The sequence below is a fragment of the Pseudomonas sp. S30_BP2TU TE3576 genome (assembly GCF_050436025.1).
GTDB lineage: Bacteria > Pseudomonadota > Gammaproteobacteria > Pseudomonadales > Pseudomonadaceae > Aquipseudomonas.
The window spans coordinates 1,309,867-1,331,449 of the sequence record NZ_JBNDLK010000001.1 but is presented as its reverse complement, the minus strand read 5'-3'; the positions used below and the strand labels follow the sequence as shown (position 1 = coordinate 1,331,449).

Here is a 21,583-nt window from a genome sequence, read left to right as displayed (position 1 = left end):
AGGCTGTTTTCAAGCGCGTACAGCGTGTGGCTTACAAGAAGATGAACTTGGCGATGAAGATCGCGCAGAGCACCCACAGGCTTACGGAAATTTCCTTGTACTTGCCGGTGCCGGCCTTCAACGCCACGTAGGTGATGAAGCCCAGCGCGATACCGTCGGCGACCGAGAAGGTCAGGGGCATCATGATCGCGGTGACAATCGCCGGAATGCTGTCGGTCGCTTCATCCCATTCGATGTGGGCCATGCCGCCCATCATCAGCATTGCCACATAAATCAGTGCGCCAGCGGTGGCATAGGCGGGAATCATGCCGGCCAGTGGTGCGAAAAACATGGCAGCTATAAATAGCACACCCACGGTGACTGCGGTAAGACCAGTCCGACCACCAGCGGCCACGCCGGCAGCACTTTCTACATAGCTGGTCACTGGCGGAACGCCGACTACTGCACCGAATACGCTGGACGCACTGTCGGCTTTCATCGCGCGGGAAAGGTTTTCGATGCGGCCGTCAGCGCCCACCAGGTTGGCGCGCTGGGCAACGCCCATCAGTGTGCCTGCGGTGTCGAACATGTGTACGAAGAGAAACGCCAGCACCACGCTGATCATGCTGACGTTGAACACGCCGGCGACGTTCATGGCCATCCAGGTCGGGGCCAGGCTTGGCGGGGCTGACATGATGCCCTCGTAGTGCACCAGCCCAAGGCCCCAACCGGCGAGGGTCACAGTAATGATGCTGATGAGGATTGCGCCGAACACTTTGTGATAGCTGAGGATGGCAATCATCAGGAAGCACACGGCGGCGAGCAGCGGGCCGGGCTCGCGCAGGGAACCGAGCTTGATCAGGGTAGCCGGGCTATCGACGACGATACCCGCGGTTTTCAGGCCGATCAGCCCCAGGAACAGACCCACGCCGGCACCCATGGCGAAGCGCAGGCTGACCGGAATGCTGTTGAGCAGCCATTCGCGGATCCGCGAGAAGGTCAGGATCATGAACAACACACCGGAAACGAATACCGCACCGAGGGCGGTTTCCCAGTTGTAGCCCATGGTGCCGACTACGGTGTAAGTGAAGAACGCGTTCAGCCCCATGCCCGGTGCCAGGCCGACTGGCCAGTTGGCGTACAGGCCCATTAACAGGCAACCGAGTGCGGCGGCGATGCAGGTGGCGACGAACGCGGCACCGTGGTCGATCCCGGCGTCGGCCATGATGTTGGGGTTAACGAAGATGATGTAAGCCATGGTGATGAAGGTTGTCAGACCGGCAATCAACTCGGTCTTCACCGTGGTGCCGTGCAAGCTGAGTTTGAACAGACGTTCCAGCAAGCCATTGCGTAATGGCGGCGAGAGTTCCAGCGTCGATGCTTCGGATTTGCGGCTTTCCACAGCGAATACTCCTCAAGAGTTTTATTGTTATTTCCAGGGCCGGACCCATGAGGGTGGCAGCGGCCCTTTGAGGCACTTGCGAATTTGTTGACCTCTTGGTCAGGAACTCGCACGAGGTGGATTATGCTTTTGTATACAAATAATGCAAATAATGTTTTTGATTTTGTCGACGAAAAGTTTGGCTTTAGGGATATATCGCCTGTTCCGGCCCCTTCGCGGGCAAGCCCGCTCCCACAGGTGACCGCATTCCCACTGTGGGAGCGGGCTTGCTCGCGAAGGCGTCGGTTCAGCCACTACAAATCCAGCTGATTCAACACTCAGTCTGCCGACAACCGGGTTTGCCCCAGCGCCAGATTCACCGCCAGCCACCCATTCACCGCCGTCTCCCCAGCCTCGGCAAACACCCGTTCCAGCAATTTCACCTGCTCACGCCTCAACGCCTGCTCAAACCGTGCGCCTTCAGCAGTCAATTCCAGCAGGCGCTTACGCTTGTCAGTCTCGGACGCGACGCTTTCGACCAGATGCATCTCCAACAATTGCCGCAACGGCATGTTCAGCGCCTGCTTGCTCACGCCGAGCAAGGCCAGCAACTCCTTGACGCTCAGGTTCGGGTAACGGGCGATGAAAAATACGATGCGCTGATGCACCCGGCTAAGGCCGCGACGTTCGAGCATTTCATCGGCCTTGGCGGTGAAGGCCTGGTAGCCGAAGAAAAACGCCTCCATGGCTTGCTGCTGGGAGATCGGGTTTTTAAAGTCAATCATATTGACGTATCCATTCGAGCTGGCGTAGTTTCGGTCAACAAGTTTGACTCATTTTCCTCGTGCCTCGCTACCGGTGATCCCCATGGCTTTTTCCGAACGTGTCTCGCGCCTTAAAAGTTCTTTGATCCGTGAAATCCTCGCCGCGGCCCAGCGTCCGCAGATGATGTCGTTTGCCGGCGGCCTGCCAGCCGAAGCCATGCTGCCGAAGGTCGAATGGGCCGACATGCCGTTGTCCATGGGCCAATACGGCATGAGCGAAGGCGAGCCGGCGCTGCGCGAAGCTTTGGCGGCGGAAGCACGAGCGTTGGGAGTGCCGTGCGAGGCAGGGCAGGTACTGGTGGTCAGCGGCTCACAGCAGACCCTCGACCTGGCGGCCAAGCTCTACATCGACAAGGGCACTGAAGTCCTGCTCGAAGCGCCGACTTATCTGGCGGCGTTGCAGATCTTCCAATTGTTTGGCGCCGATTGCCTGACCGTGCCGCTGGAGGCCGACGGTCCGAACCTGGCGCAATTGCGCGCACGCCTGGAAAAACACAGTCCAGCCTTCATCTACCTGATCCCGACCTTCCAGAATCCATCGGCCGTGCGCTACAGCGAAACCAGGCGCGATGCGGTGGCCGCGTTGCTTGATGAGTTCGGCGTCACGTTGATCGAAGACGAGCCTTACCGCGAACTGACCTTTGATGGCGGCAGCGCCAGGCCGATTGTCAGTCGCTTGAAAAACGCCAGTTGGATCTACACCGGCACTGTGTCGAAAACCCTGTTGCCGGGTTTACGCGTCGGTTATCTGATCGCCAGCCCGGACCTGTTTCCACATCTGTTGAAACTCAAGCAATCGGCGGATTTGCACACCAATCGGGTTGGCCAATGGCAGGCGTTGCAATGGGTTGGCAGCGAGAAATATCATCAGCACCGCAGTGAGTTGCGCGACTTTTACCGTGGACGTCGGGATGCGTTTCAGGCAGCGCTGGAAACTCATTTCTCCGATCTGGCAGATTGGAATGTGCCGCAGGGCGGGCTGTTTTTCTGGTTGAAGCTCAAGCAGCCACAGGACACCCGAACCTTGCTCGACGCTGCGTTGGCCAACGACGTGGCGTTCATGCCGGGCGAACCGTTCTTTCCCGAGCCGGATAACCATCCGGGGTATTTGCGGTTGAACTTCAGCCACATTGAGCCGGCGCGACTGGATGAAGGGCTCAAGCGCTTGGCGGGGGTGGTGCGACAGGCGCAGGCGACGCAAGCGGCTTGAAAACAAATAAACCGGCCAATGGGCCGGTTTATTTTTGTCTGAGGTTTGCGGTGCCTGTGCCGGCCTCTTCGCGGGCAAGCCCGCTCCCACAGGGAAATGCGGTTAACTGTGGGAGCAACTGTCTTCCCCCTGCCGCTCGTCACCGCCATTCGGTGCCGTCCCTCAACATGGCATTCAGCCGGATAAGTAGGATCCGCATGCAGGCGATGAGCGCAACTGTCTTCCCCCTGCCGCTCGTCACCGCCATTCGGTGCCGTCCCTCAACATGGCATTCAGCCGGATAAGTAGGATCCGCATGCAGGCGATGAGCGCAACTTTCGCGCTCTTGCCTCGCTCCCGAAGAGCGTCATAGCGTGCCTTGAAGTTTGGCTGATGACGGATTACGACCCAGCAAGACATGTAAAGCGCACGTCTGACGCGGGCTCTGCCTCCGTAGATTTGACGTTTTCCGCTGTGATTGCCGCTGTCGTCGTTGTACGGCGCAATTCCCGCCAAGGCCGCCACTTCACGACGATCAAGCGCGCCCAATTCGGGCAGGTAAACCAGCAAGCTGGCTGTGGCCACCGTACCGATGCCTTTAACGGAAATGAGTCGTTCGGCTTTTTCGGCATCCAGCTCATGCATGCTCTGATGGATGGTTTTATCGAGCTGCTTGATTTGCACTTGCAGGTAGTGAACAAGGCCTTTGATCGCCTCGCTAACAGCGGGTAACTGAACTTGCTGAAGCCGGCGCTTGTTGTCGTCTCGTTGCTGAACAAACTGCTCGCGCAACTGGATCAACTCGCGCAGTGCTTCACGTTCCGGCGAAATGATCTTGTCGCGGGATGCATGCAGCACTTCAGCGAAGTCCGCCAGCACGGCCGCGTCGATGGGATCGGTCTTGGCATTCTTGCCCATGGCCACGGCGAAGGCTCTGGCCCGGCGGGGATTGATTCTAAGCACTTTGAAGTCGGCGCCCTGCAGTGCCGCCATGACCTTGCATTCGTAACCACCGGTGGCCTCCAGCAGAACCCGGTCAACCTCGTACTGGCTCAGGCGCTCAATCAGCTCAACAAAGCCTTCTGACGTATTGGGAAGGTCAAAACCTTCACCCTGAGGTTGAACCCATACAACCAGGTTTGATTTGGAGATATCGATGCCGACCCAGGAAATCATGGCAAAACCCTCTTACACTCAGGAGTGAGAGTGCTCTGGCCTTGCCCACGCTTGTGATTCGAGTGGCGCTCGTCCAACTGTTCGGGCTTATGGGCCAGAGTGGAAAGGTGGATGGCAGCTTGGCTCCCACACGTGCTTTTAGCACTGCGGACTCACAGCTTGCCATTCACCTCTCTCACCCCAGAGCTTATCCCTAGATCTAGACACAAGCGGGCTTGCTCGCGAAGGCGTCCGTCAGAGCACTACGTAACCATCAGGCTGCCGCAAAACGCTTGTCCAGGTAATCGATGATTACCTTGGATTCATACATCCAGGTGGTCTGGCCATTCTCTTCAATGCGCAGGCACGGCACCTTGATCTTGCCGCCTTGCTCCAGCAAGGTCTGGCGATCCTGTTCGTTGTTCTTCGCATCGCGGAGGGCCACCGGCACGTTCAGACGGCGCAGGGTACGACGAGTCTTCACGCAGAACGGGCAGGCGTGGAATTGATACAGCGTCAGGCCCTTGGCGGCCGCTTCGACCTGGGCCTGAGCCGCTGCGGGGCGCTTTTTCTTGCCCGGACGGGTGATGAAGTCGATGAAGATGATCAGTTGGCCAAGGCCGACACGAAGCGCTTTTACGAACACGTTGAAAGCCTCACGGTGCAAATGAAGAAGGGCGCGCAGCTTACCTGATTTTTTGCGGACGAAAAAAACCGGCGATGAGTGCCGGTTTTCTTCGTGCCGCGAATTACTTGATGAGGCTGAGGAATTCGCTGCGGGTCGCGGCGTTCTCACGGAACTCACCGAGCATCACCGAGGTGATCATCGTCGAATTCTGCTTCTCCACACCGCGCATCATCATGCACATGTGCTTGGCCTCGATCACCACCGCAACGCCCAGGGCGCCGGTGACCTGCTGGACCGCATCGGCGATCTGGCGGCTGAGGTTTTCCTGGATCTGCAGGCGACGGGCGTACATATCGACGATCCGCGCCACCTTCGACAGGCCCAGAACCTTTCCGCTCGGGATGTAGGCGACGTGAGCCTTGCCGATGAACGGCAGCAGGTGGTGTTCGCACAACGAGTACAACTCGATGTCCTTGACCAGCACCATTTCGCTGTTGTCGGAGCTGAACAGGGCACCGTTGGTGACCTCTTCCAGCGTCTGTTCATAGCCGCGGCAGAGGTACTGCATGGCTTTGGCGGCACGTTTTGGCGTGTCGAGCAGGCCTTCGCGGGAAACGTCCTCGCCGAGCTGGCCGAGGATCGCCGTGTAATTCTGTTCCAGGGACATGAAACTACCTGTGGGATTTTACGCAAAGGGCAAGGGTACGGTGACGGACACGACGCTGCAAGCGTGGCGCATCAGCTTTAGTCGTCGCGACCTTCCATCATGGTGCGTTTGAGCATCACATAAACCGCGCCGGCACCGCCGTGTTTGGCCTGGCACGAAGTGAAACCGAGCACCTGTGGATGCTGGCGCAGCCAGGTGTTGACGTGGCTTTTGATCATCGGCCGCTTGCCGTCCAGGCGTACAGCCTTGCCATGGGTGACGCGCACGCAGCGGATTTCGAATTTGGTGGCTTCGGCCAGGAACGCCCAAAGGGTTTCCCGTGCTTTCTCCACGCTCATGCCATGCAGGTCGAGGCTGCCTTCGAACGGAATCTGGCCGATCTTGAGCTTGCGCATCTGGCTTTCCTGCACGCCGTCACGCGCCCACATCAGCTCGTCTTCAGGGCCGACGTCGATGACGAACTGATCGGACAGCCCGTCAACGGTGGTGGATTCGGTGCGCACAGTGGCCGCTAGACGCAGCTGGGCGATCTGCGCGCGGTCAGCCTTGGGCTTGCCGGTTTCGGCGCGATCGTGCTTGATCGGCTTGACGCCTTGGATCGCGCTTTTGAACAGGGAAAAATCGTCGTCTTGCATGTCAGCCTCCGCGAAGGGCGGCCAGTTTACCCAACTCGAAGCGAATCGGGCGCGACAAAACGCGCGGCGTTCGGTCTCGACCTTGGTCTCAGTCGTGTTTTTTCATCAGATGCGGGGACATGTTCAGTTCTTGTGACTGACGCGAGCGGCGACGGCAGCGGCGCCACAGCCACACACCGAGGTACAGCACCACCAGACCAATCGCCAGGATCACCGCCGCACCGGCACGGTTGGTGTTCATCTCGCCGAGGGCGGGGGCGTGACCGAGCAGGCTGGCGACACCGGCCATGGCGAGCAACACACCGCTCATGGCCAGCAACGCGGCTATCGTTGCGCCGATTCGAAAACGCCAATTGCGTTGGCCTTTGGGCCGCAAGCGGCGAGCGTCAAAACCATCGGATAACTTCATTCCGACCTTCCTCTATGGGTATCGGCCCTTCGACCGGGAGTTGACCGGGATGTTCCTGAGGCTAAGACAATTACGGCACATGAGAGGTTTTTGCGGATGAGCGGCGTTTTTGACCGCTCATGGGGCGCCGATCAGACCAGTTCGTGGGTCAAGGCGAGGGTGGCGAAGTTATCGCCCATGATCGCCATTTCGGTCTGATGAACGTGCTCGGCGCTCAGGACGCCGCCCTTGTAAGGCAAATCGCGAGTGGCACAGGCGTCTTCAATGAGTGTGCAGCGGAAGCCAAGGTTCTTCGCTGCGCGCACAGTGGTGCTGACGCTGGAGTGACTCATGAAACCGCAGACGATCAGGTCGAGGGCGCCGAGGTCCTCCAGGCGTTTGGCCAGTTCGGTGCCGTGGAACGCGCTTGGCAGCAATTTACCGATGACAGTTTCGTCACCCTGTGGCTCCAGGCCCGGAATGAACTCACCACCGACGCCTTGCGGGTTGAACAACCCGCCGAGCGTACCGAGGTGGCGGACATGCACGATCGGCCGGCCGGCGGCACGGGCAGCGGCGAGCAATTGCTTGATGTTCGCGACGGCCTCATCCATGCCGCTGAGGGCCAGTGGCCCGCTCAAATATTCTTTCTGGGCATCGATGATGATCAGGGTCGCATGGCTCAGTTTGGCTGCCGGATAACCGCGGCCGCTGAGTTGAAACATCGTTTTTGGAACGGACATTCTGGGGCTCCTTGGAGTGGGGCTTTTGCGACATTGTCCTCTGGCTGAGCGGTTCTGTGAATCGCTACGATCGTAGGTGCCGTCGTTGCTGGCCTGTAGCCTTGTCAATAGTTGCGTTTTGTTCAATAGCCAAGCGAAAAAACGGATAACTCCTACATTTGAGCCGGTAGTTTTCTCGCGTCGTCGTGACGTCGTTTGACTGGTAGAATTGCCCGTCGATTTTTCTGGAGTTTGCCGTCGTGATCACTTCCCGCCTTCGTACCCTGCGTGACCATATCCGTTGGGCCGTCAGCCGCTTCCATGGGGAGGATCTGTTTTTCGGCCATGGCACCGACAACGCCTGGGACGAAGCCCGGCAATTGGTGTTGGGCGCGCTGCATCTGCCGTGGGAAATCGCCGACAGCTACCTCGACTGCAATCTGGAAGACGACGAACTGGTCCATCTGCAAAACTTGCTCAAGCGCCGGATCGAAGATCGGGTTCCGACTGCGTATCTGCTGGGCGAGGCCTGGTTCTGCGGCATGTCGTTCATCGTCGATGAACGCGTTTTGATCCCACGTTCACCGATTGGCGAGCTGATCGAAAATCGTTTTACTCCTTGGCTGGGCTCCGAGCCTGCGCGAATTCTTGACCTGTGCACCGGTTCCGGTTGCATCGGCATTGCCTGCGCGTACGAGTTCCAGCATGCCGAGGTGGTGTTGGCAGACCTGTCGTACGAAGCGCTGGAAGTGGCCAACCAGAACATCGAGCGCCATGGTGTCGATGAACGTGTGTACACGGTGCAGGGCGACGGTTTCGAGGGCTTGCCGGGACAACGCTTCGACCTGATCGTGTCGAACCCGCCCTACGTCGATGCGGAAGATTTCGCCGACATGCCGGACGAATACCAGCACGAACCGGAACTGGGCCTGGCCTGCGGCGATGACGGTTTGAACCTGGTACGGCGCATGCTCGCCGAAGCAGCGGATCATTTGACCGAGAAGGGCTTGCTGATTGTCGAGGTGGGCAACAGTCAGGTGCACGTCGAGGCGTTGTATCCGGAAGTCGACTTTGCCTGGCTGGAGTTCGAGCGCGGCGGCCATGGCGTATTCATGCTCAGCGCACAGCAGTGCCGGGAGCATCAAGCGTTGTTCGCTTCCCGCGTCTGACTTCCAAAAGCTTCGCGAGCAAGCCCGCTCCCACATTGGATTTGTGTCTGACTACAAATCTGTTATCGATAACAATCGAGTGTGGGAGCGGGCTTGCTCGCGAATGGCGGCACCGCGGTCTTAAACCTTTATCGGTGCGTGGCAATCCAGATCAGCAACCCCGCCTGAAACACCGCAAATGCCACCAGGCAGGTGATGGTGAAACGCAGCCCGGCGTCTTCGCGTTTGTACTTGCTGACCTTCTCTTCGTGTTTCTTGAGTTTGACTTCCTGCTCGGCCAGGTTCTGCTCGGCTTGCTGGAGCATCTGCGCCGCCTCGAGAATTTCCACAACCTGCAGTTTTTCGCTGTTCCAGTCGCCAGAAAGGTCGCCGACCTTGACCGGCTTGACGCTGCCTTTCAAATGCTGGGCATCGGCATACACCACGTCGAAACCGTGCACGCGCAAAAAGTGATCGCGGCGCAGACGGGTGTCTTCGTTCAGCGCTTCCTTGTTGCTCAGGTCAAAGCCGTCGACGGTGTAGGTCGGCCAGCGCTTCTTCGCCCAGTTGATGCCCTGGGCCGCCATGAATCGGCCAATGCCACGGTTCAGCGGTTCAACCTGCAAACCGCTATCCGGGGCGAAATGCACGCGCTTTTCGGTGTGATCGACCCACACGTCCAGATGATTCTGTTCCTTGCGCACGCGCTGGCCGGGCAGGGTGATGCTCAAGCGCATCAGGCTGCGTTCCTTGTCGTTGCGCTCGGCATAGCCGAGCTCGACAAAACGCAATGGGCGCCCGCCCGTGTTGCGGTCAGTCTGCAGCGGCGCCAGACGGAGCATCTTGTGGTGCTCGACGTGGACGTCCGCCCAGGGCAGCTCGACCGCTGGCGGTGCGTCTTTTTCAGCGGTGGTGTCGGGTGAAGTCTGGGTGTCAGTCATAACGGCGAGATCCTGTCCAAGCTCAGCTTGTCGCCAGCCAATCTGCTGGCGACAAAGGCTTATCGGCCGTTTTTTTCAAGACTGGAGTGCCAGGGGGCTTAACGGGTGCGAAGTCCGTCAATAAACCCGAGGATTCGCGTGCCCAGCTCCGCCGCCAGGGGCAATTGCGGATCTTTATAGGAGGCCAGTTGGCGTTTGACGTCGTTGGGTACGATGCGCATGACGTGGTTCATGCCCTCGATCAGTGCCAGTTCGGCGTCCGGTTTGGCCGCCTTGAGCAGTCTTGCGTCATTGATACCGACCTGGATGTCGTTGCTGCCCTGGATGATCAGCGCCGGCATCTTCAGCTTGGCAAACGCCGCGGCCGGGTCCTGGCGGAACAGGGAAATCAGATAGGGCTGCACGCTCGGACGGAAAATTGTCTGCAACGGCGGTGGCACGTTGTCGTCGGGTTTCCCGGCCTTGAGGCTGTCGAGTAATTCATTGCTGCGCAGCATCAGCGGTGGTGGCAGGCGATTGCCCAGTTGCTGGCGAATGACCTGATCAACCGGCCTTGCGCTGCCGGAAACAGAAATCACCGCATCGGCATCGATGCCCGGCGCAGCGAGGCTGGCAATCAAGGCGCCCTCGCTGTGACCCAGCACAATCAGTTTGCCGAAGCGCGGATCGGTCTTGAGCTTCTGGCCCCAGGCTTGGGCATCGGACACATAGGCCTCTACCGTCAGGTTTCGTTCATCCGGGGTCGCCGCCAGGCTCGCGGCCACGCCACGTTTGTCGTAACGCACGCTGGCGATATTGTGTTTGGCCAGCACCCAGGCCAGGCGCTTGAGGCTGTCATTGCGCCCGCCGTCGGCGTTGTTTCCGTCACGATCCGTAGGGCCGGAGCCGGAAATGATCAGGACAACCGGCACTGGATTGTCGGATTTGGGCAGTAACAGCGAGCCGAAAAGCTCGCCAGTGCCTGTATCCAATGTGATCGGTCGTTGCAGGACAGTCGCTTGGGCGAAGCCGGAAATCAGGGTAAGGCTCAAGGCTAAAACTCGCAGCATCATCGCGCCATCATTAAGAAGGTGCCGGTTGGACTCACAGGCACCCATAAGGTTCGAGGATGAACTACTTGGGTAGCCTGCGTATACTGGCGCGCATTACGTATTCAGGTTCATTTCACGGAGCGTCCTGCATGTCCGGCAATACCTACGGCAAGCTGTTCACTGTCACCACCGCGGGCGAAAGCCATGGGCCGGCGTTGGTCGCCATTGTCGATGGCTGCCCGCCGGGCCTGGAGCTATCCCTGGAGGATCTGCAGCGTGACCTGGACCGCCGCAAACCCGGCACCAGCCGCCACACCACCCAGCGCCAGGAAGCCGACGAAGTCGAAATTCTTTCTGGTGTGTTCGAAGGTCGCACCACCGGTTGCGCCATCGGTCTGTTGATCCGCAACACCGACCAGAAGTCCAAGGACTACTCGGCGATCAAGGATCTGTTCCGCCCGGCCCACGCCGATTACACCTACCACCACAAGTACGGTGAGCGCGATTATCGCGGCGGCGGTCGCAGCTCGGCCCGCGAAACCGCGATGCGCGTTGCGGCCGGTGCGATTGCGAAAAAATACCTGGCCAGCCAGGGCATCGTCATTCGTGGCTACATGAGCCAGCTCGGGCCGATTGAAATCCCGTTCAAGACCTGGGATTCGGTGGAGCAGAACGCTTTCTTCAGCCCGGACCCGGACAAAGTGCCGGAACTGGAAGCCTACATGGACCAGTTGCGCCGCGACCAGGATTCGGTCGGCGCGAAGATCACCGTGGTCGCCGAAGGCGTGATGCCGGGCCTGGGCGAACCGATCTTCGACCGTCTCGACGCCGAACTGGCCCATGCGCTGATGAGCATCAACGCGGTCAAGGGCGTGGAAATCGGCGCCGGTTTCGCCAGCGTCGCCCAGCGTGGCACCGAACACCGCGATGAAATGACCCCGGAAGGTTTCCTCAGTAACAACGCGGGCGGCATTCTCGGCGGTATTTCCTCGGGCCAGCCAATCGTTGCGCACCTGGCGCTGAAGCCGACATCGAGCATCACCACGCCGGGCCGTTCCATCGACATTCATGGCAACCCGGTGGAAGTGATCACCAAGGGCCGTCACGATCCGTGCGTGGGTATCCGCGCCACGCCGATTGCTGAAGCGATGATGGCCATCGTGCTGATGGATCACCTGCTGCGTCACCGTGGGCAGAACGCCGATGTGCGGGTGAGCACGCCGGTGCTGGGTCAGCTTTAATGGCTGACCTCGCAGCCGCTGCGGTTTGACCGGCGTGGCGGCGCTCCCGTACTGGCGGCTTTCCAGTTTCTATCTGTTCTATTTCGCCTTGCTCGGTTCGACAGCGCCGTTTCTGGCGCTGTACTTCGATCACCTCGGATTCAGCGCCGCGCGCATCGGCGAACTGGTGGCGATCCCGATGCTGATGCGTTGCGTGGCGCCGAACATCTGGGGCTGGCTCGGTGACTACACCGGGCGGCGGCTGGCTATCGTGCGCTTCGGCGCAGTGTGCACATTGCTGACGTTCTCGCTGATTTTCGTCAGCAAGACCTACGCCTGGCTGGCGATGGTCATGGCCTTGCATGCGTTCTTCTGGCACGCGGTGTTGCCGCAGTTCGAAGTCATCACCCTGGCGCACTTGCAAGGGCAGACCTCGCGCTACAGCCAGATTCGCCTGTGGGGTTCGATCGGTTTCATCATCACCGTGGTCGTGCTGGGGCGGCTGTTCGAATGGCTGAGCCTCGACATCTACCCGGCGGCGCTGGTACTGATCCTGGCCGGCATCGTGCTCAGCAGCCTGTGGGTGCCGAACGCTCTACCGGCGCCGGGCAACCGGGCGGCGGGGGAGGGATTCCTCAAGCAACTGCGCAGCCCCGGCGTATTGGCGTTTTATGCTTGCGTGGCGCTGATGCAGATGAGCCACGGGCCGTATTACACGTTTTTGACGCTGCACCTTGAGCGACTGGGTTACAGCCGCGGTGTGATCGGCATGCTCTGGGCGGTCGGCGTGGTAGCCGAAGTCCTGATGTTTCTGGCCATGAGCCGGATCCTCGCGCGCGTCTCGCTGCGCCGGGTGCTGATGGCCAGTTTTCTGCTGGCGGCGCTGCGTTGGCTGTTACTGGGCACGCTCGCGGAATTTCTGTGGGTGCTGTTGTTTGCCCAGGTGTTGCACGCGGCAACGTTCGGCAGCTTTCACGCCGCTGCCATTCAATTCGTGCAACGTAGTTTCGGCGCGCGCCAGCAAGGCCAGGGTCAGGCGCTGTATGCCGCCCTGGCCGGCACCGGTGGCGCATTGGGCGCGTTGTACGCCGGTTACAGCTGGAACGCCCTTGGCGCCGCATTGACCTTTAGTATTGCCAGCCTCGCAGCCGTCGCGGCTGCCGTTATCATTGCCACATGTATGCAAGAGGACAGGCCATGAGCCTTACCCGTGAACACCTCGCCCAGGAAATCATCGACGCCGGGCGTTTTCTGTATGGCCGCGGTTGGTCGCCGGCCACCAGCAGCAATTATTCGACCCGCCTGTCGCCGACCGAAGCCTTGCTGACCGTGTCCGGCAAGCACAAGGGGCAACTCGGCATGGACGATGTGCTGGCCACCGACCTGTCGGGCAACAGCCTGGAACCGGGCAAGAAACCGTCCGCCGAAACCCTGCTGCACACCCAGCTTTACAGCTGGCGCCCTGAGATCGGTGCGGTGCTGCACACCCATTCGGTCAACGCCACGGTACTCTCGCGCCTGACGCAACAAGACTTCATCGAGTTCGAAGACTACGAACTGCAAAAAGCCTTCAGCGGTGTGACGACCCACGAATCCCGGGTGCGCGTGCCGATTTTCGACAACGACCAGGACATTGCGCGCCTGGCCGCCAAGGTGCAGCCTTGGCTCGACGCCCATCCCGATTGCGTCGGCTACCTGATCCGCGGCCATGGCCTCTATACCTGGGGCCGGCGCATGAGCGATGCCCTGCGGCAGATCGAGGCCTTTGAATTTTTGTTCGAGTGCGAGTTGAAGATGCGCTCGCTCTTGAACCTTAAAGCATGAACCGTTAAGGAGTTGCCCTGATGAGCAGCCTGTCCGTTTATCACGTCTCCAGCCCTGAAATTCCCAACAAGGTGCTGACCCATTTCGAAGACATCGCCTCGACCCTGGCCGAACAAGGCGTGCGCTTCGACCGTTGGCAGGCCGCCACCAAGCTCCAGCCGGGCGCCAGCCAGGATGAAGTGATTGCGGCCTATCAGGCGCAAATCGACCAACTGATGACCGAACGCGGTTACATCACCGTCGACGTGATCAGCCTCAACAGCGACCACCCGCAAAAAGCCGAATTGCGCGCCAAATTCCTCAATGAACACCGCCATGGCGAAGACGAAGTACGATTTTTCGTCGCCGGGCGCGGCCTGTTTACCCTGCACATCGACGATTACGTCTACGCGGTGCTCTGCGAGAAAAACGACCTGATCTCGGTGCCGGCGGGTACCAAACACTGGTTCGACATGGGCGAGCATCCGCACTTCATTGCGATCCGCCTGTTCAACAACCCGGAAGGCTGGGTGGCCAATTTCACCGGTGAAGACATCGCCAGCCAATTTCCGCGTCTTGAGGACTGAGTCGATGCCGATCAAAGCGATTCTCACCGATATTGAAGGCACCACCAGCGCGGTGAGTTTTGTGTTCGATGTGCTGTTTCCCTATGCCGCCAAACATCTGCCGGCGTTTGTTCGTCAGCAGGCCGAGCGTGCCGACGTGGCCGAACAACTGGCCGCCGTACGTCGCGACAGCAACGAGCCGAATGCCGATGTCGAACGGGTCATCGAGATCCTGTTGGGCTGGATTGCCGAAGACCGCAAGGCCACGCCGTTGAAAGCGTTGCAGGGAATGGTCTGGGAGCAGGGCTATCAGGCCGGGCAGTTGAAGGGCCACGTTTACCCGGACGCCGTTGAGGCGCTTAAAGACTGGCATCAGGCCGGTTATCAACTTTTTGTTTATTCGTCCGGCTCGATCCAGGCCCAGCGGCTGATCTTCGGTTGCTCCGAGGCGGGGGACCTGACACCGCTGTTCAGCGGTTATTTCGATACGACGTCAGGGCCTAAGCGCGAGGCGCAGTCCTACGCCAACATCACCCAGGCGATCAACATCGAGGCGGGGCAAATTCTGTTTCTGTCGGACATCGTCGAGGAACTCGACGCGGCGCGCTCGGCAGGAATGGCCACTTGCGGCCTGGCTCGCGAGGGCGGGGAACTGGCGGGGCACGTCACCGTGGACAGCTTTGCGCGGATAAATCCCGCTAATTTCTAAACGCCACAAACCCTGTGGGAGCGGGCTTGCTCGCGAAAGCGGTGTGTCATTCAACGTTGATGTTGACTGACACTCCCTCTTCGCGAGCAAGCCCGCTCCCACATTTTTTACAGCGAGTGATAGGTCGGCAGGGCAAACCGTTGCTGGCTTTGCAGCATGGAAATCTGCGGCAATTCACTGGCTTGTTCGGCGAGGTCGCGGCGAATCGCACTGATGACCCACGACAGTTGATCGCCATTGTGCAATTGCTGGTAGGAAATCGAGCGCTTGAACACTTTGCCTTCGCCGCCGTTCAGGGTCAGCAGGATCCCACCGTCAGGGCGCTCCTGGGTAGTGACTGCAAAGTTGCAGAATAAGGACGAAAATTTTTCCTGGATAAGGTTCATGTCGTTCAGCTCCGTGATGACTTGAATGGCAAGCATGGAGAGACTGTTGCAGCCTTTGTGCCATTCATTTCAGCTGAGTAATATTAAGTAAAATCAATATGTTACGGTTTTAAGTGATTTTTGCTTTCGTGCAATCTGCATGAATGGCCATCGTGCATCCTGCATTTTGCAGGTACGTCGGCGACTCGATGGAACCAATTGGCGTGGGTGAGATCACGATTTTTCACACCGTTGTTGCGGATCAAGATCGCGGATACAAAACATTTCAAAAACCGCGTGTACAGCTCAAGAACCGTTGACGTATTTTCGGATTCAGTCATCGCAGCCCGACAATAAAAAGATCGAACGGGAGCATCATGAGCCGCACGTCAAACGACACGATTACCTGGGGCATGATGCTCCGCAAGTTGCCTTCCATTGCCAAAGCCATCCCTCGGGTGGTGAAGGGCATGAAGGTCGCCAACGTCAAGGACCCGACCCAGGCGTGTGGTTTGGGCTGGAGTTTCGAGCAAGCCACCCTGCGCAACCCGGATGGCCCGGCGCTGTTGCAAGGCGAGGTAACGCTCAGTTATTGCGAGGTCAACCAATGGGCCAACCGCATCGCCCATCACTTGATCGGCCAAGGCATCGGCAAGGGTGATGTGGTGGCGGTCTTCATCGAGAACCGCCCCGAACTGCTGGTGACGATTCTGGCGGTGGCCAAGGTCGGCGCGATCAGCGCGTTGCTCAATACCTCACAGACCCGCGACACCCTGGTGCACAGTGTGAATCTGGTGGCGCCGGCGGCGATCATTGTCGGGGAGGAGTTGGTCCCGGCGTACCTGGCGGTTCGTGACCGGGTGTCGATCAAGGCCGAGCGGACCTGGTTCGTCGCCGATCAGGACACCTCTCGCCAACCGGGCATCGCACCTGAAGGTTTCATCAACCTGATGACCGTCAGTCTTGATGGCGCCAGTGACAACCCGGCCAGCAGCCAGCAGATTTTCTTCGACGATCCGTGCTTTTACATCTACACCTCGGGCACCACGGGGCTGCCCAAGGCGGGCGTGTTCAAGCACGGTCGCTGGATGCGCAGCTCCGCGAGTTTCGGCATGATCGCCCTGGACATGCGTGCGGACGATGTCGTTTATTGCACCTTGCCGCTGTACCACGCCACGGGGCTTTGCGTGTGCTGGGGTTCGGCCGTCAGTGGTGCCAGCGGGTTCGCCATCCGCCGCAAGTTCAGCGCCAGTCAATTCTGGAACGACGTGCGCAAGTACCGGGCGACCACCATCGGTTATGTCGGCGAACTGTGCCGCTACCTGGTCGATCAACCACCCAGCGCCGACGACAACCGGCACGACGTGAAGAAGATGATCGGCAACGGCTTGCGTCCCGGCGCCTGGAACGAGTTCAAGACCCGCTTTGCGGTGAGTCACATTTGCGAGCTGTACGCCGCCAGCGACGGCAACATCGGTTTCACCAACATTCTGAACTTCGACAACACCATCGGTTTTTCCCTGATGCGCTGGGAGCTGGTCGCATACGACCACGACAGCGGTGCACCGATTCGTGATGCCAAGGGCCTGATGCGCAAGGTCGCCAAGGGCGAGCAGGGGTTGTTGCTGGCGAAAATCGACGACAAGGCGCCGCTGGATGGCTACACCGATCCGCAGAAAACCGCCAGGGTCGTGCTCCACGATGTGTTCGAGAAGGGCGACCGCTACTTCAACACCGGTGACCTGTTGCGCAACATCGGCTTTGGGCATGCGCAGTTTGTCGACCGCCTGGGTGACACCTACCGCTGGAAGGGCGAAAACGTCTCGACCACGGAGGTGGAAAACATCCTCCTGCAACATCCGCATATTTCCGAAGCCGTCGCCTATGGCGTGGAAATCCACAACACCAATGGCCGGGCCGGGATGGCGGCGATTACCCCCGCCGAATCCCTGGCGACCCTGGACTTCAGCGAACTGCTGGCCTTTGCCCGCCAGCAAATGCCGGCCTATGCGGTGCCGTTGTTTCTGCGGGTGAAAGTGAAAATGGAAACCACCGGGACTTTCAAATATCAGAAGACCCGACTCAAGGACGAGGCCTTCGATCCGGGTAAAACCGGTGATGACCCGATCTATGCCTGGTTGCCGGGGACCCAGACCTACGTGCAGGTCACGGAGCAGTTGTTGTCTGACATTCACGGCGGCAAGTACCGCTATTGAATCTGGCTATGGCGGTCCATGAGAAAAAACAAGTGACAGTGCCGGGAGTGCTCGGGAAACTGTCGGCTTTTACGAATGACAGAAATTGGAGTGCCCAATGTCAGACAAAAGCCGCCAGATGACCCCCGAAGAAGCCGCCGAATTCACCGAACAGGTATTCAACAAGGCTCGGGAGGGTGATGCGGCGATGATGGCTGCGCTGTTGACCAAGGGTTTGCCGCCGAACCTGCGTAACCACAAGGGCGATACGTTGCTGATGCTGGCCGCGTATCACGGTCATGTAGACACGGTTAAAGTGCTGCTGGAGCACAAGGCCGACCCGGAGATCCGCAACGACAATGGCCAGAGCCCGATTGCCGGGGCCGCCTTCAAGGGCGACCTGGCGGTGATCAAGGCCTTGGTCGACGGCGGTGCACAGGTTGAAGGCTCGTCCTTCGATGGCCGCACGGCGCTGATGATGGCGGCAATGTTCAACCGCGTCGAAGTGGTCGACTACCTGATCAGCAAGGGTGCTGACCCGAAAGCCAAGGACGCCAATGGCATCACCGCGCTGGAAGCGGCTAAAACCATGGGCGCTGCCGATACGGTTGCGCAGCTGGAAAAACTGCTGGGCTGACGCTGAACCCTATGGCTACGGGGCTTTTGTGGCGAGGGGGCTTGCCCCCGTTCGGCTGCGTAGCAGTCGCAAATCCATTCAGCTCGGTCTGTCTGACAAATCACATCGTCTGAATTTGGGGCCGCTTCGCGACCCAACGGGGGCAAGCCCCCTCGCCACAAGGTCCGCAGCGTCTGCTTTATGCGCTATCCTTCGCGCCCTCAAAATTCCTCTCGCTACAGGATCCGCCCCATGAAAGCCGCACTCGTCGAACTTATCAGCAAAATCAGCTCCGGGTGCATGGGCGAAGACGAAATTCTCAAGGTCGCAGACGAAGCGGCCCAGGCCTACGCCGATCCGGATACCTTTCTGGCCGCCAACCCGGACATCAACTACGACGACAGCTTCCCGATCCCGCTGGGTGAGTGGGTGGTGGTCGGCAGCCTGCCGGAAACGGTGCTGTTCCAGGCTGACACCTACATGGATCTGTTCGCCCGGATCGTCGCTTCGTTTGGCCCGGGAGTGGAGTTCAATCTCAAACCCAAGCAACTGGCCAAGACCGAAGCCCTGACCGCGCTCAACCGCATCCAGGTGCAGATGAGCAGCCTGAACAAGGAAAACGGTGGCTATACGCTGATGAACTTCAGCCAGTTGCTCGATGACGAGTTGCAGGTGGTACTGGTCTACGGCAACGACGTGCCACGGGTGCTGGAATTGTGCGCCGAAGTTGGCATCGCAGCCGCGCCGTCCCTGGAAGCCCTGAAAGTGGCCATCCACGTCTGATAGCCAGACACTGTCAATAAAAGGGAACCCTCGCGACGACCGTCTATCCTAAGAGGGCATATCACTCTTCAGGAGCGTCACCATGGGTTCCACGTTCAACAGCCTGGTTGCCTTGATCATTTTTGCTCTGGATATCTGGGCCATCGTCAACGTGTTCAAAAGTAGCGCCGAGACCGGGATGAAAATCCTTTGGGTGTTGTTGATTGCGCTATTGCCAGTGCTGGGACTGATTATCTGGGCCATCGCCGGGCCGCGGGGCAATGTCCGGATCTGAACAAACGACACCGAACCTGTGGGAGCGGGCTTGCTCGCGAAAGCGGTGAATCAGTCAACATTGATAGCGACTGACACTACGCCTTCGCGAGCAAGCCCGCTCCCACATTCGACCTGTCATCTTCCGCGACGTAGAATGCGCGCCTTTCCCGGTCATTCGAGACGAACGAATGGCCATCATGGGCGGGTAACCGTCCGTTGCCACCCGCATTCATCGGAGCACTTCCCATGAGCAACACCCCGACCAGCGACTACCTGGAAACCCTCTACGAAGGCTACGGCCAGCGTTTTCGCATGGAAAAACTGCTGCACGAAGTGCGCACCGAACACCAGCACCTGGTGATCTTCGAAAACCCGCGCATGGGCCGGGTCATGGCACTGGATGGCGTAATCCAGACCACCGAAGCCGACGAATTCATCTACCACGAAATGCTCACCCACGTGCCGATCCTCGCCCATGGCACCGCCAAGCGCGTGTTGATCATCGGCGGCGGCGATGGCGGCATGTTGCGTGAAGTGGCCAAGCACCGCAGTGTCGAACACATCACCATGGTCGAGATCGACGGCACCGTGGTCGACATGTGCAAGGAATTCCTGCCGAATCACTCCAAGGGTGCATTCGATGATCCGCGCCTGAACCTGGTGATCGACGACGGCATGCGTTTCGTCGCCACCACCACTGAAAAATTCGACGTGATCATTTCCGACTCCACTGACCCGATCGGGCCGGGCGAAGTGCTGTTCTCGGAAAACTTCTACCAGGCCTGCCGCCGCTGCCTGAACGAAGGCGGCATCCTGGTGACCCAGAACGGCACGCCGTTCATGCAGATCGAAGAAGTGAAGACTACCGCTGGTCGCCTGCGCAGCCTGTTCCCGGACTGGCACTTCTACCAGGCCGCCGTGCCGACCTACATCGGCGGCTCGATGACCTTCGCCTGGGGCGCCACTAATACCGCTTATCGCAAGTTGTCCCGCGAAACCCTGCAACAGCGTTTCACGGGCAGCGGCATCGTCACTCGCTACTACAATCCTGAAATTCACATCGGCGCCTTCGCCCTGCCGCAGTACGTGTTGCAGGCAGTGAACAAGCCAAGCAACGACTGATCTTGTGGGAGCGGGCTTGCTCGCGAAGAGGGTGTGTCAGTTGACAGAGTTGCTGGCTGACACACCCTCTTCGCGAGCAAGCCCGCTCCCACACTGAATTGCGGCGGAACAATCGGCCAGCTAACAAGGTCGAGATAGAGGTAAACCCATCCATGGGTTTTATCGAGGAGGCTGCAATGCAAAAGTGGAAGGTCACTTTCGTGGATGATCATGGCGAAACCGTCGACGAGGTCTTTGAGTGCATCGAGCGCCCGGACTACGAGCGTGCCGCCAGGCTCATCAAGGCCCGGTTTCTTCCTGTCGTCGCCGAACTGGATCTGAACGATCTGGAGGGGCGGACCGCCGATGCGTGCGTCAAAGAACTCAAGTTCCAGAACAGCATTCAAATCCTCGATATTTCTCCAATCTGAACGACACCTGTCGCATTCACATCCAGACCTTGGCAGAGGCTCTATCTTGAGGCTACTCTGCAAGCGAGATCAGCGATTGAATCGCTAAGGTCTGGTCTTGTCAGCTCCATGCTTGTTTCCCGCCGGCTCATTGGTTGCCGTCGCTCGCGCTGTTCGGTTGCGGGTGAGGGAGTACGGAAAGTCTATCCATCGTTTTGAGGAGGACGTTTCATGAGCACAGCCTATCAAGAAGACATCAGCAGCAGCGTGCTGCGCCGCATGAAAGAAGGCGGTTTTGACTTTTCACGGTTTCATCCCATCGAGTTCTACGCCATTTTCCCGGACGAGGAGCGGGCACGCAGGGCGGCAGGTCATTTCCACCGTGGTGAATCCCTGAATGCGCAAATCAGTGTGCGCGACGATGGCGCCTGGGCGCTGGAGTTGAGCAAAGTCATGTATGCCACCTACGACGACATCGGCGACTTCGAACAGGGTTTCGAAGCGGTAGTCGAGCCGCTGGGCGGCATTATCGAAGGCTGGGGTGTGAAACAGGAGGTACGAGGGCGACTCGCATAACCTTATGAACAGTGACAACCGGCAATGACGGCTGACCTTCGGGTTGGCCGTTTTCATTTTGGGGCATTGAACATCAGCAAAAAAAGCCGCCTGGGCAGGCGGCTAAAAGGGAAGTTCGGTGAGCTTTTCAGCGAATGCCTGGATTATCCGCAACCGTTACCGGGCAGTGAAATCAACTCTGGCTATGCTGGTGATAGGCGATAACCACGCCTTGCAATGAAGCGGGGGCGATCAGATTGGAGCATTTGCCGCACAGGAATGGTGCGGTACATACGCATTAATTATCCAACTGATTG

Annotated in this window: 25 protein-coding genes; 14 read left to right on the top strand and 11 right to left on the bottom strand. The window is 59.1% G+C overall.

Going from position 1 to position 21,583, the window contains the following annotated elements; all coding sequences use genetic code 11:
* Positions 1-31: 31 nt before the first annotated feature.
* Both ABIA48_RS06000 and ABIA48_RS05995 read right to left on the bottom strand, forming a co-directional pair.
* Positions 32-1,381 carry an NCS2 family permease gene (locus ABIA48_RS06000; protein WP_007988140.1) on the bottom strand — a complete coding sequence of 450 codons (1,350 nt, stop codon included), beginning with the start codon at positions 1,379-1,381 and terminating at the stop codon, positions 32-34.
* Between the two features lie 317 nt (positions 1,382-1,698).
* A complete protein-coding gene (locus tag ABIA48_RS05995; RefSeq protein ID WP_429487396.1) occupies positions 1,699-2,145 on the bottom strand; it encodes a MarR family winged helix-turn-helix transcriptional regulator in 447 nt (148 codons plus the stop codon).
* Positions 2,146-2,227: 82 nt separating this feature from the next.
* Between ABIA48_RS05995 and ABIA48_RS05990 the strand changes: the two genes are divergently transcribed.
* Entirely contained in the window at positions 2,228-3,394 is a 1,167-nt protein-coding gene (locus tag ABIA48_RS05990; protein WP_429487395.1) for a PLP-dependent aminotransferase family protein, read from the top strand.
* A 237-nt stretch (positions 3,395-3,631) separates the two neighbouring features.
* Here ABIA48_RS05990 and ABIA48_RS05985 read toward each other — a convergent pair whose 3' ends face one another.
* From ABIA48_RS05985 to ABIA48_RS05960, 6 genes are all read right to left on the bottom strand, one after another.
* On the bottom strand, positions 3,632-4,549 hold the full coding sequence (locus ABIA48_RS05985) for an IS110 family transposase (RefSeq protein WP_429487394.1): 918 nt from the start codon (positions 4,547-4,549) through the stop codon (positions 3,632-3,634).
* A gap of 253 nt (positions 4,550-4,802) precedes the next feature.
* A complete protein-coding gene (locus tag ABIA48_RS05980; protein ID WP_007988133.1) occupies positions 4,803-5,174 on the bottom strand; it encodes a glutathione S-transferase N-terminal domain-containing protein in 372 nt (123 codons plus the stop codon).
* 103 nt (positions 5,175-5,277) lie between these two features.
* Positions 5,278-5,823, bottom strand: coding sequence for a GTP cyclohydrolase I FolE (folE, locus tag ABIA48_RS05975; protein WP_007988130.1), 546 nt, complete (start codon positions 5,821-5,823; stop codon positions 5,278-5,280).
* A gap of 77 nt (positions 5,824-5,900) precedes the next feature.
* On the bottom strand, positions 5,901-6,458 hold the full coding sequence (locus ABIA48_RS05970; RefSeq protein WP_429487393.1) for a Smr/MutS family protein: 558 nt from the start codon (positions 6,456-6,458) through the stop codon (positions 5,901-5,903).
* A gap of 88 nt (positions 6,459-6,546) precedes the next feature.
* Complete coding sequence (locus tag ABIA48_RS05965) at positions 6,547-6,867, bottom strand: hypothetical protein (RefSeq protein ID WP_007988126.1); 321 nt, start codon at positions 6,865-6,867, stop codon at positions 6,547-6,549.
* A gap of 131 nt (positions 6,868-6,998) precedes the next feature.
* Positions 6,999-7,589, bottom strand: a complete 591-nt coding sequence (locus ABIA48_RS05960) for a cysteine hydrolase family protein (protein ID WP_429487392.1) — start codon at positions 7,587-7,589, stop codon at positions 6,999-7,001.
* A gap of 239 nt (positions 7,590-7,828) precedes the next feature.
* Here ABIA48_RS05960 and prmB point away from each other — a divergent pair, with 239 nt between their 5' ends.
* Positions 7,829-8,737, top strand: coding sequence for a 50S ribosomal protein L3 N(5)-glutamine methyltransferase (prmB, locus tag ABIA48_RS05955; protein ID WP_429487391.1), 909 nt, complete (start codon positions 7,829-7,831; stop codon positions 8,735-8,737).
* A gap of 128 nt (positions 8,738-8,865) precedes the next feature.
* Here the strand turns inward: prmB and ABIA48_RS05950 are convergent, their stop codons facing one another.
* Together ABIA48_RS05950 and ABIA48_RS05945 are read right to left on the bottom strand one after the other, a co-directional pair.
* Positions 8,866-9,657 carry a hypothetical protein gene (locus ABIA48_RS05950; protein ID WP_429487390.1) on the bottom strand — a complete coding sequence of 264 codons (792 nt, stop codon included), beginning with the start codon at positions 9,655-9,657 and terminating at the stop codon, positions 8,866-8,868.
* Between the two features lie 98 nt (positions 9,658-9,755).
* Positions 9,756-10,754, bottom strand: a complete 999-nt coding sequence (locus ABIA48_RS05945) for an alpha/beta hydrolase (protein ID WP_429487389.1) — start codon at positions 10,752-10,754, stop codon at positions 9,756-9,758.
* An 83-nt stretch (positions 10,755-10,837) separates the two neighbouring features.
* Here ABIA48_RS05945 and aroC point away from each other — a divergent pair, with 83 nt between their 5' ends.
* The 5 genes from aroC to mtnC are packed head-to-tail and all read left to right on the top strand — an operon-like array spanning position 10,838 to position 14,986.
* Positions 10,838-11,929: a chorismate synthase gene (gene aroC / locus ABIA48_RS05940; protein ID WP_007988116.1), complete on the top strand. Its 1,092-nt coding sequence runs from the start codon at positions 10,838-10,840 to the stop codon at positions 11,927-11,929.
* A gap of 34 nt (positions 11,930-11,963) precedes the next feature.
* Entirely contained in the window at positions 11,964-13,109 is a 1,146-nt protein-coding gene (locus ABIA48_RS05935) for an MFS transporter (protein ID WP_429487388.1), read from the top strand.
* A complete protein-coding gene (locus ABIA48_RS05930) occupies positions 13,106-13,732 on the top strand; it encodes a methylthioribulose 1-phosphate dehydratase (RefSeq protein WP_429487387.1) in 627 nt (208 codons plus the stop codon). The genes ABIA48_RS05935 and ABIA48_RS05930 overlap by 4 nt, the downstream gene beginning before the upstream one ends.
* 20 nt (positions 13,733-13,752) lie before the next feature.
* A complete protein-coding gene (locus ABIA48_RS05925; protein ID WP_007988110.1) occupies positions 13,753-14,298 on the top strand; it encodes a 1,2-dihydroxy-3-keto-5-methylthiopentene dioxygenase in 546 nt (181 codons plus the stop codon).
* Between the two features lie 4 nt (positions 14,299-14,302).
* The gene (gene mtnC, locus ABIA48_RS05920) at positions 14,303-14,986 is read left to right on the top strand and encodes an acireductone synthase (protein ID WP_429487386.1); all 684 of its coding nucleotides are present in this window, start codon (positions 14,303-14,305) and stop codon (positions 14,984-14,986) included.
* A 107-nt stretch (positions 14,987-15,093) separates the two neighbouring features.
* On the opposite strand, the gene ABIA48_RS05915 is transcribed toward mtnC, so the two are convergent.
* Positions 15,094-15,372 carry a DUF3509 domain-containing protein gene (locus ABIA48_RS05915; RefSeq protein WP_429487385.1) on the bottom strand — a complete coding sequence of 93 codons (279 nt, stop codon included), beginning with the start codon at positions 15,370-15,372 and terminating at the stop codon, positions 15,094-15,096.
* A gap of 356 nt (positions 15,373-15,728) precedes the next feature.
* Here ABIA48_RS05915 and ABIA48_RS05910 point away from each other — a divergent pair, with 356 nt between their 5' ends.
* From ABIA48_RS05910 to ABIA48_RS05880, 7 genes are all read left to right on the top strand, one after another.
* Complete coding sequence (locus ABIA48_RS05910; RefSeq protein WP_429487384.1) at positions 15,729-17,567, top strand: long-chain-acyl-CoA synthetase; 1,839 nt, start codon at positions 15,729-15,731, stop codon at positions 17,565-17,567.
* Positions 17,568-17,664: 97 nt separating this feature from the next.
* Entirely contained in the window at positions 17,665-18,183 is a 519-nt protein-coding gene (locus tag ABIA48_RS05905) for an ankyrin repeat domain-containing protein (protein WP_429487383.1), read from the top strand.
* A 231-nt stretch (positions 18,184-18,414) separates the two neighbouring features.
* Positions 18,415-18,945: a hypothetical protein gene (locus ABIA48_RS05900; protein ID WP_429487382.1), complete on the top strand. Its 531-nt coding sequence runs from the start codon at positions 18,415-18,417 to the stop codon at positions 18,943-18,945.
* Between the two features lie 82 nt (positions 18,946-19,027).
* Positions 19,028-19,219: a PLD nuclease N-terminal domain-containing protein gene (locus tag ABIA48_RS05895; protein WP_277536054.1), complete on the top strand. Its 192-nt coding sequence runs from the start codon at positions 19,028-19,030 to the stop codon at positions 19,217-19,219.
* 227 nt (positions 19,220-19,446) lie between these two features.
* On the top strand, positions 19,447-20,322 hold the full coding sequence (speE, locus tag ABIA48_RS05890; RefSeq protein ID WP_007988095.1) for a polyamine aminopropyltransferase: 876 nt from the start codon (positions 19,447-19,449) through the stop codon (positions 20,320-20,322).
* A gap of 176 nt (positions 20,323-20,498) precedes the next feature.
* Positions 20,499-20,732, top strand: a complete 234-nt coding sequence (locus ABIA48_RS05885) for a hypothetical protein (protein ID WP_429487381.1) — start codon at positions 20,499-20,501, stop codon at positions 20,730-20,732.
* A gap of 210 nt (positions 20,733-20,942) precedes the next feature.
* The gene (locus tag ABIA48_RS05880; protein ID WP_053157306.1) at positions 20,943-21,287 is read left to right on the top strand and encodes a ribonuclease E inhibitor RraB; all 345 of its coding nucleotides are present in this window, start codon (positions 20,943-20,945) and stop codon (positions 21,285-21,287) included.
* The last annotated feature ends 296 nt before the right edge of the window (positions 21,288-21,583 follow it).

Coding starts and splice junctions, on each gene's coding strand:
- ABIA48_RS05965 (WP_007988126.1), bottom strand. CDS start 6,867: ATGAAGTTATCCGATGGTTTTGACGCTCGCCGCTTGCGGCCCAAAGGC.
- mtnC (WP_429487386.1), top strand. CDS start 14,303: ATGCCGATCAAAGCGATTCTCACCGATATTGAAGGCACCACCAGCGCG.
- ABIA48_RS05960 (WP_429487392.1), bottom strand. CDS start 7,589: ATGTCCGTTCCAAAAACGATGTTTCAACTCAGCGGCCGCGGTTATCCG.
- ABIA48_RS05970 (WP_429487393.1), bottom strand. CDS start 6,458: ATGCAAGACGACGATTTTTCCCTGTTCAAAAGCGCGATCCAAGGCGTC.
- ABIA48_RS05915 (WP_429487385.1), bottom strand. CDS start 15,372: ATGAACCTTATCCAGGAAAAATTTTCGTCCTTATTCTGCAACTTTGCA.
- ABIA48_RS05900 (WP_429487382.1), top strand. CDS start 18,415: ATGAAAGCCGCACTCGTCGAACTTATCAGCAAAATCAGCTCCGGGTGC.
- ABIA48_RS05910 (WP_429487384.1), top strand. CDS start 15,729: ATGAGCCGCACGTCAAACGACACGATTACCTGGGGCATGATGCTCCGC.
- ABIA48_RS05880 (WP_053157306.1), top strand. CDS start 20,943: ATGAGCACAGCCTATCAAGAAGACATCAGCAGCAGCGTGCTGCGCCGC.
- speE (WP_007988095.1), top strand. CDS start 19,447: ATGAGCAACACCCCGACCAGCGACTACCTGGAAACCCTCTACGAAGGC.
- ABIA48_RS05945 (WP_429487389.1), bottom strand. CDS start 10,754: ATGGGTGCCTGTGAGTCCAACCGGCACCTTCTTAATGATGGCGCGATG.
- ABIA48_RS05950 (WP_429487390.1), bottom strand. CDS start 9,657: ATGACTGACACCCAGACTTCACCCGACACCACCGCTGAAAAAGACGCA.
- ABIA48_RS05985 (WP_429487394.1), bottom strand. CDS start 4,549: ATGATTTCCTGGGTCGGCATCGATATCTCCAAATCAAACCTGGTTGTA.
- aroC (WP_007988116.1), top strand. CDS start 10,838: ATGTCCGGCAATACCTACGGCAAGCTGTTCACTGTCACCACCGCGGGC.
- folE (WP_007988130.1), bottom strand. CDS start 5,823: ATGTCCCTGGAACAGAATTACACGGCGATCCTCGGCCAGCTCGGCGAG.
- ABIA48_RS05995 (WP_429487396.1), bottom strand. CDS start 2,145: ATGATTGACTTTAAAAACCCGATCTCCCAGCAGCAAGCCATGGAGGCG.
- ABIA48_RS05885 (WP_429487381.1), top strand. CDS start 20,499: ATGCAAAAGTGGAAGGTCACTTTCGTGGATGATCATGGCGAAACCGTC.
- ABIA48_RS05990 (WP_429487395.1), top strand. CDS start 2,228: ATGGCTTTTTCCGAACGTGTCTCGCGCCTTAAAAGTTCTTTGATCCGT.
- ABIA48_RS05930 (WP_429487387.1), top strand. CDS start 13,106: ATGAGCCTTACCCGTGAACACCTCGCCCAGGAAATCATCGACGCCGGG.
- ABIA48_RS05895 (WP_277536054.1), top strand. CDS start 19,028: ATGGGTTCCACGTTCAACAGCCTGGTTGCCTTGATCATTTTTGCTCTG.
- ABIA48_RS05905 (WP_429487383.1), top strand. CDS start 17,665: ATGTCAGACAAAAGCCGCCAGATGACCCCCGAAGAAGCCGCCGAATTC.
- ABIA48_RS05925 (WP_007988110.1), top strand. CDS start 13,753: ATGAGCAGCCTGTCCGTTTATCACGTCTCCAGCCCTGAAATTCCCAAC.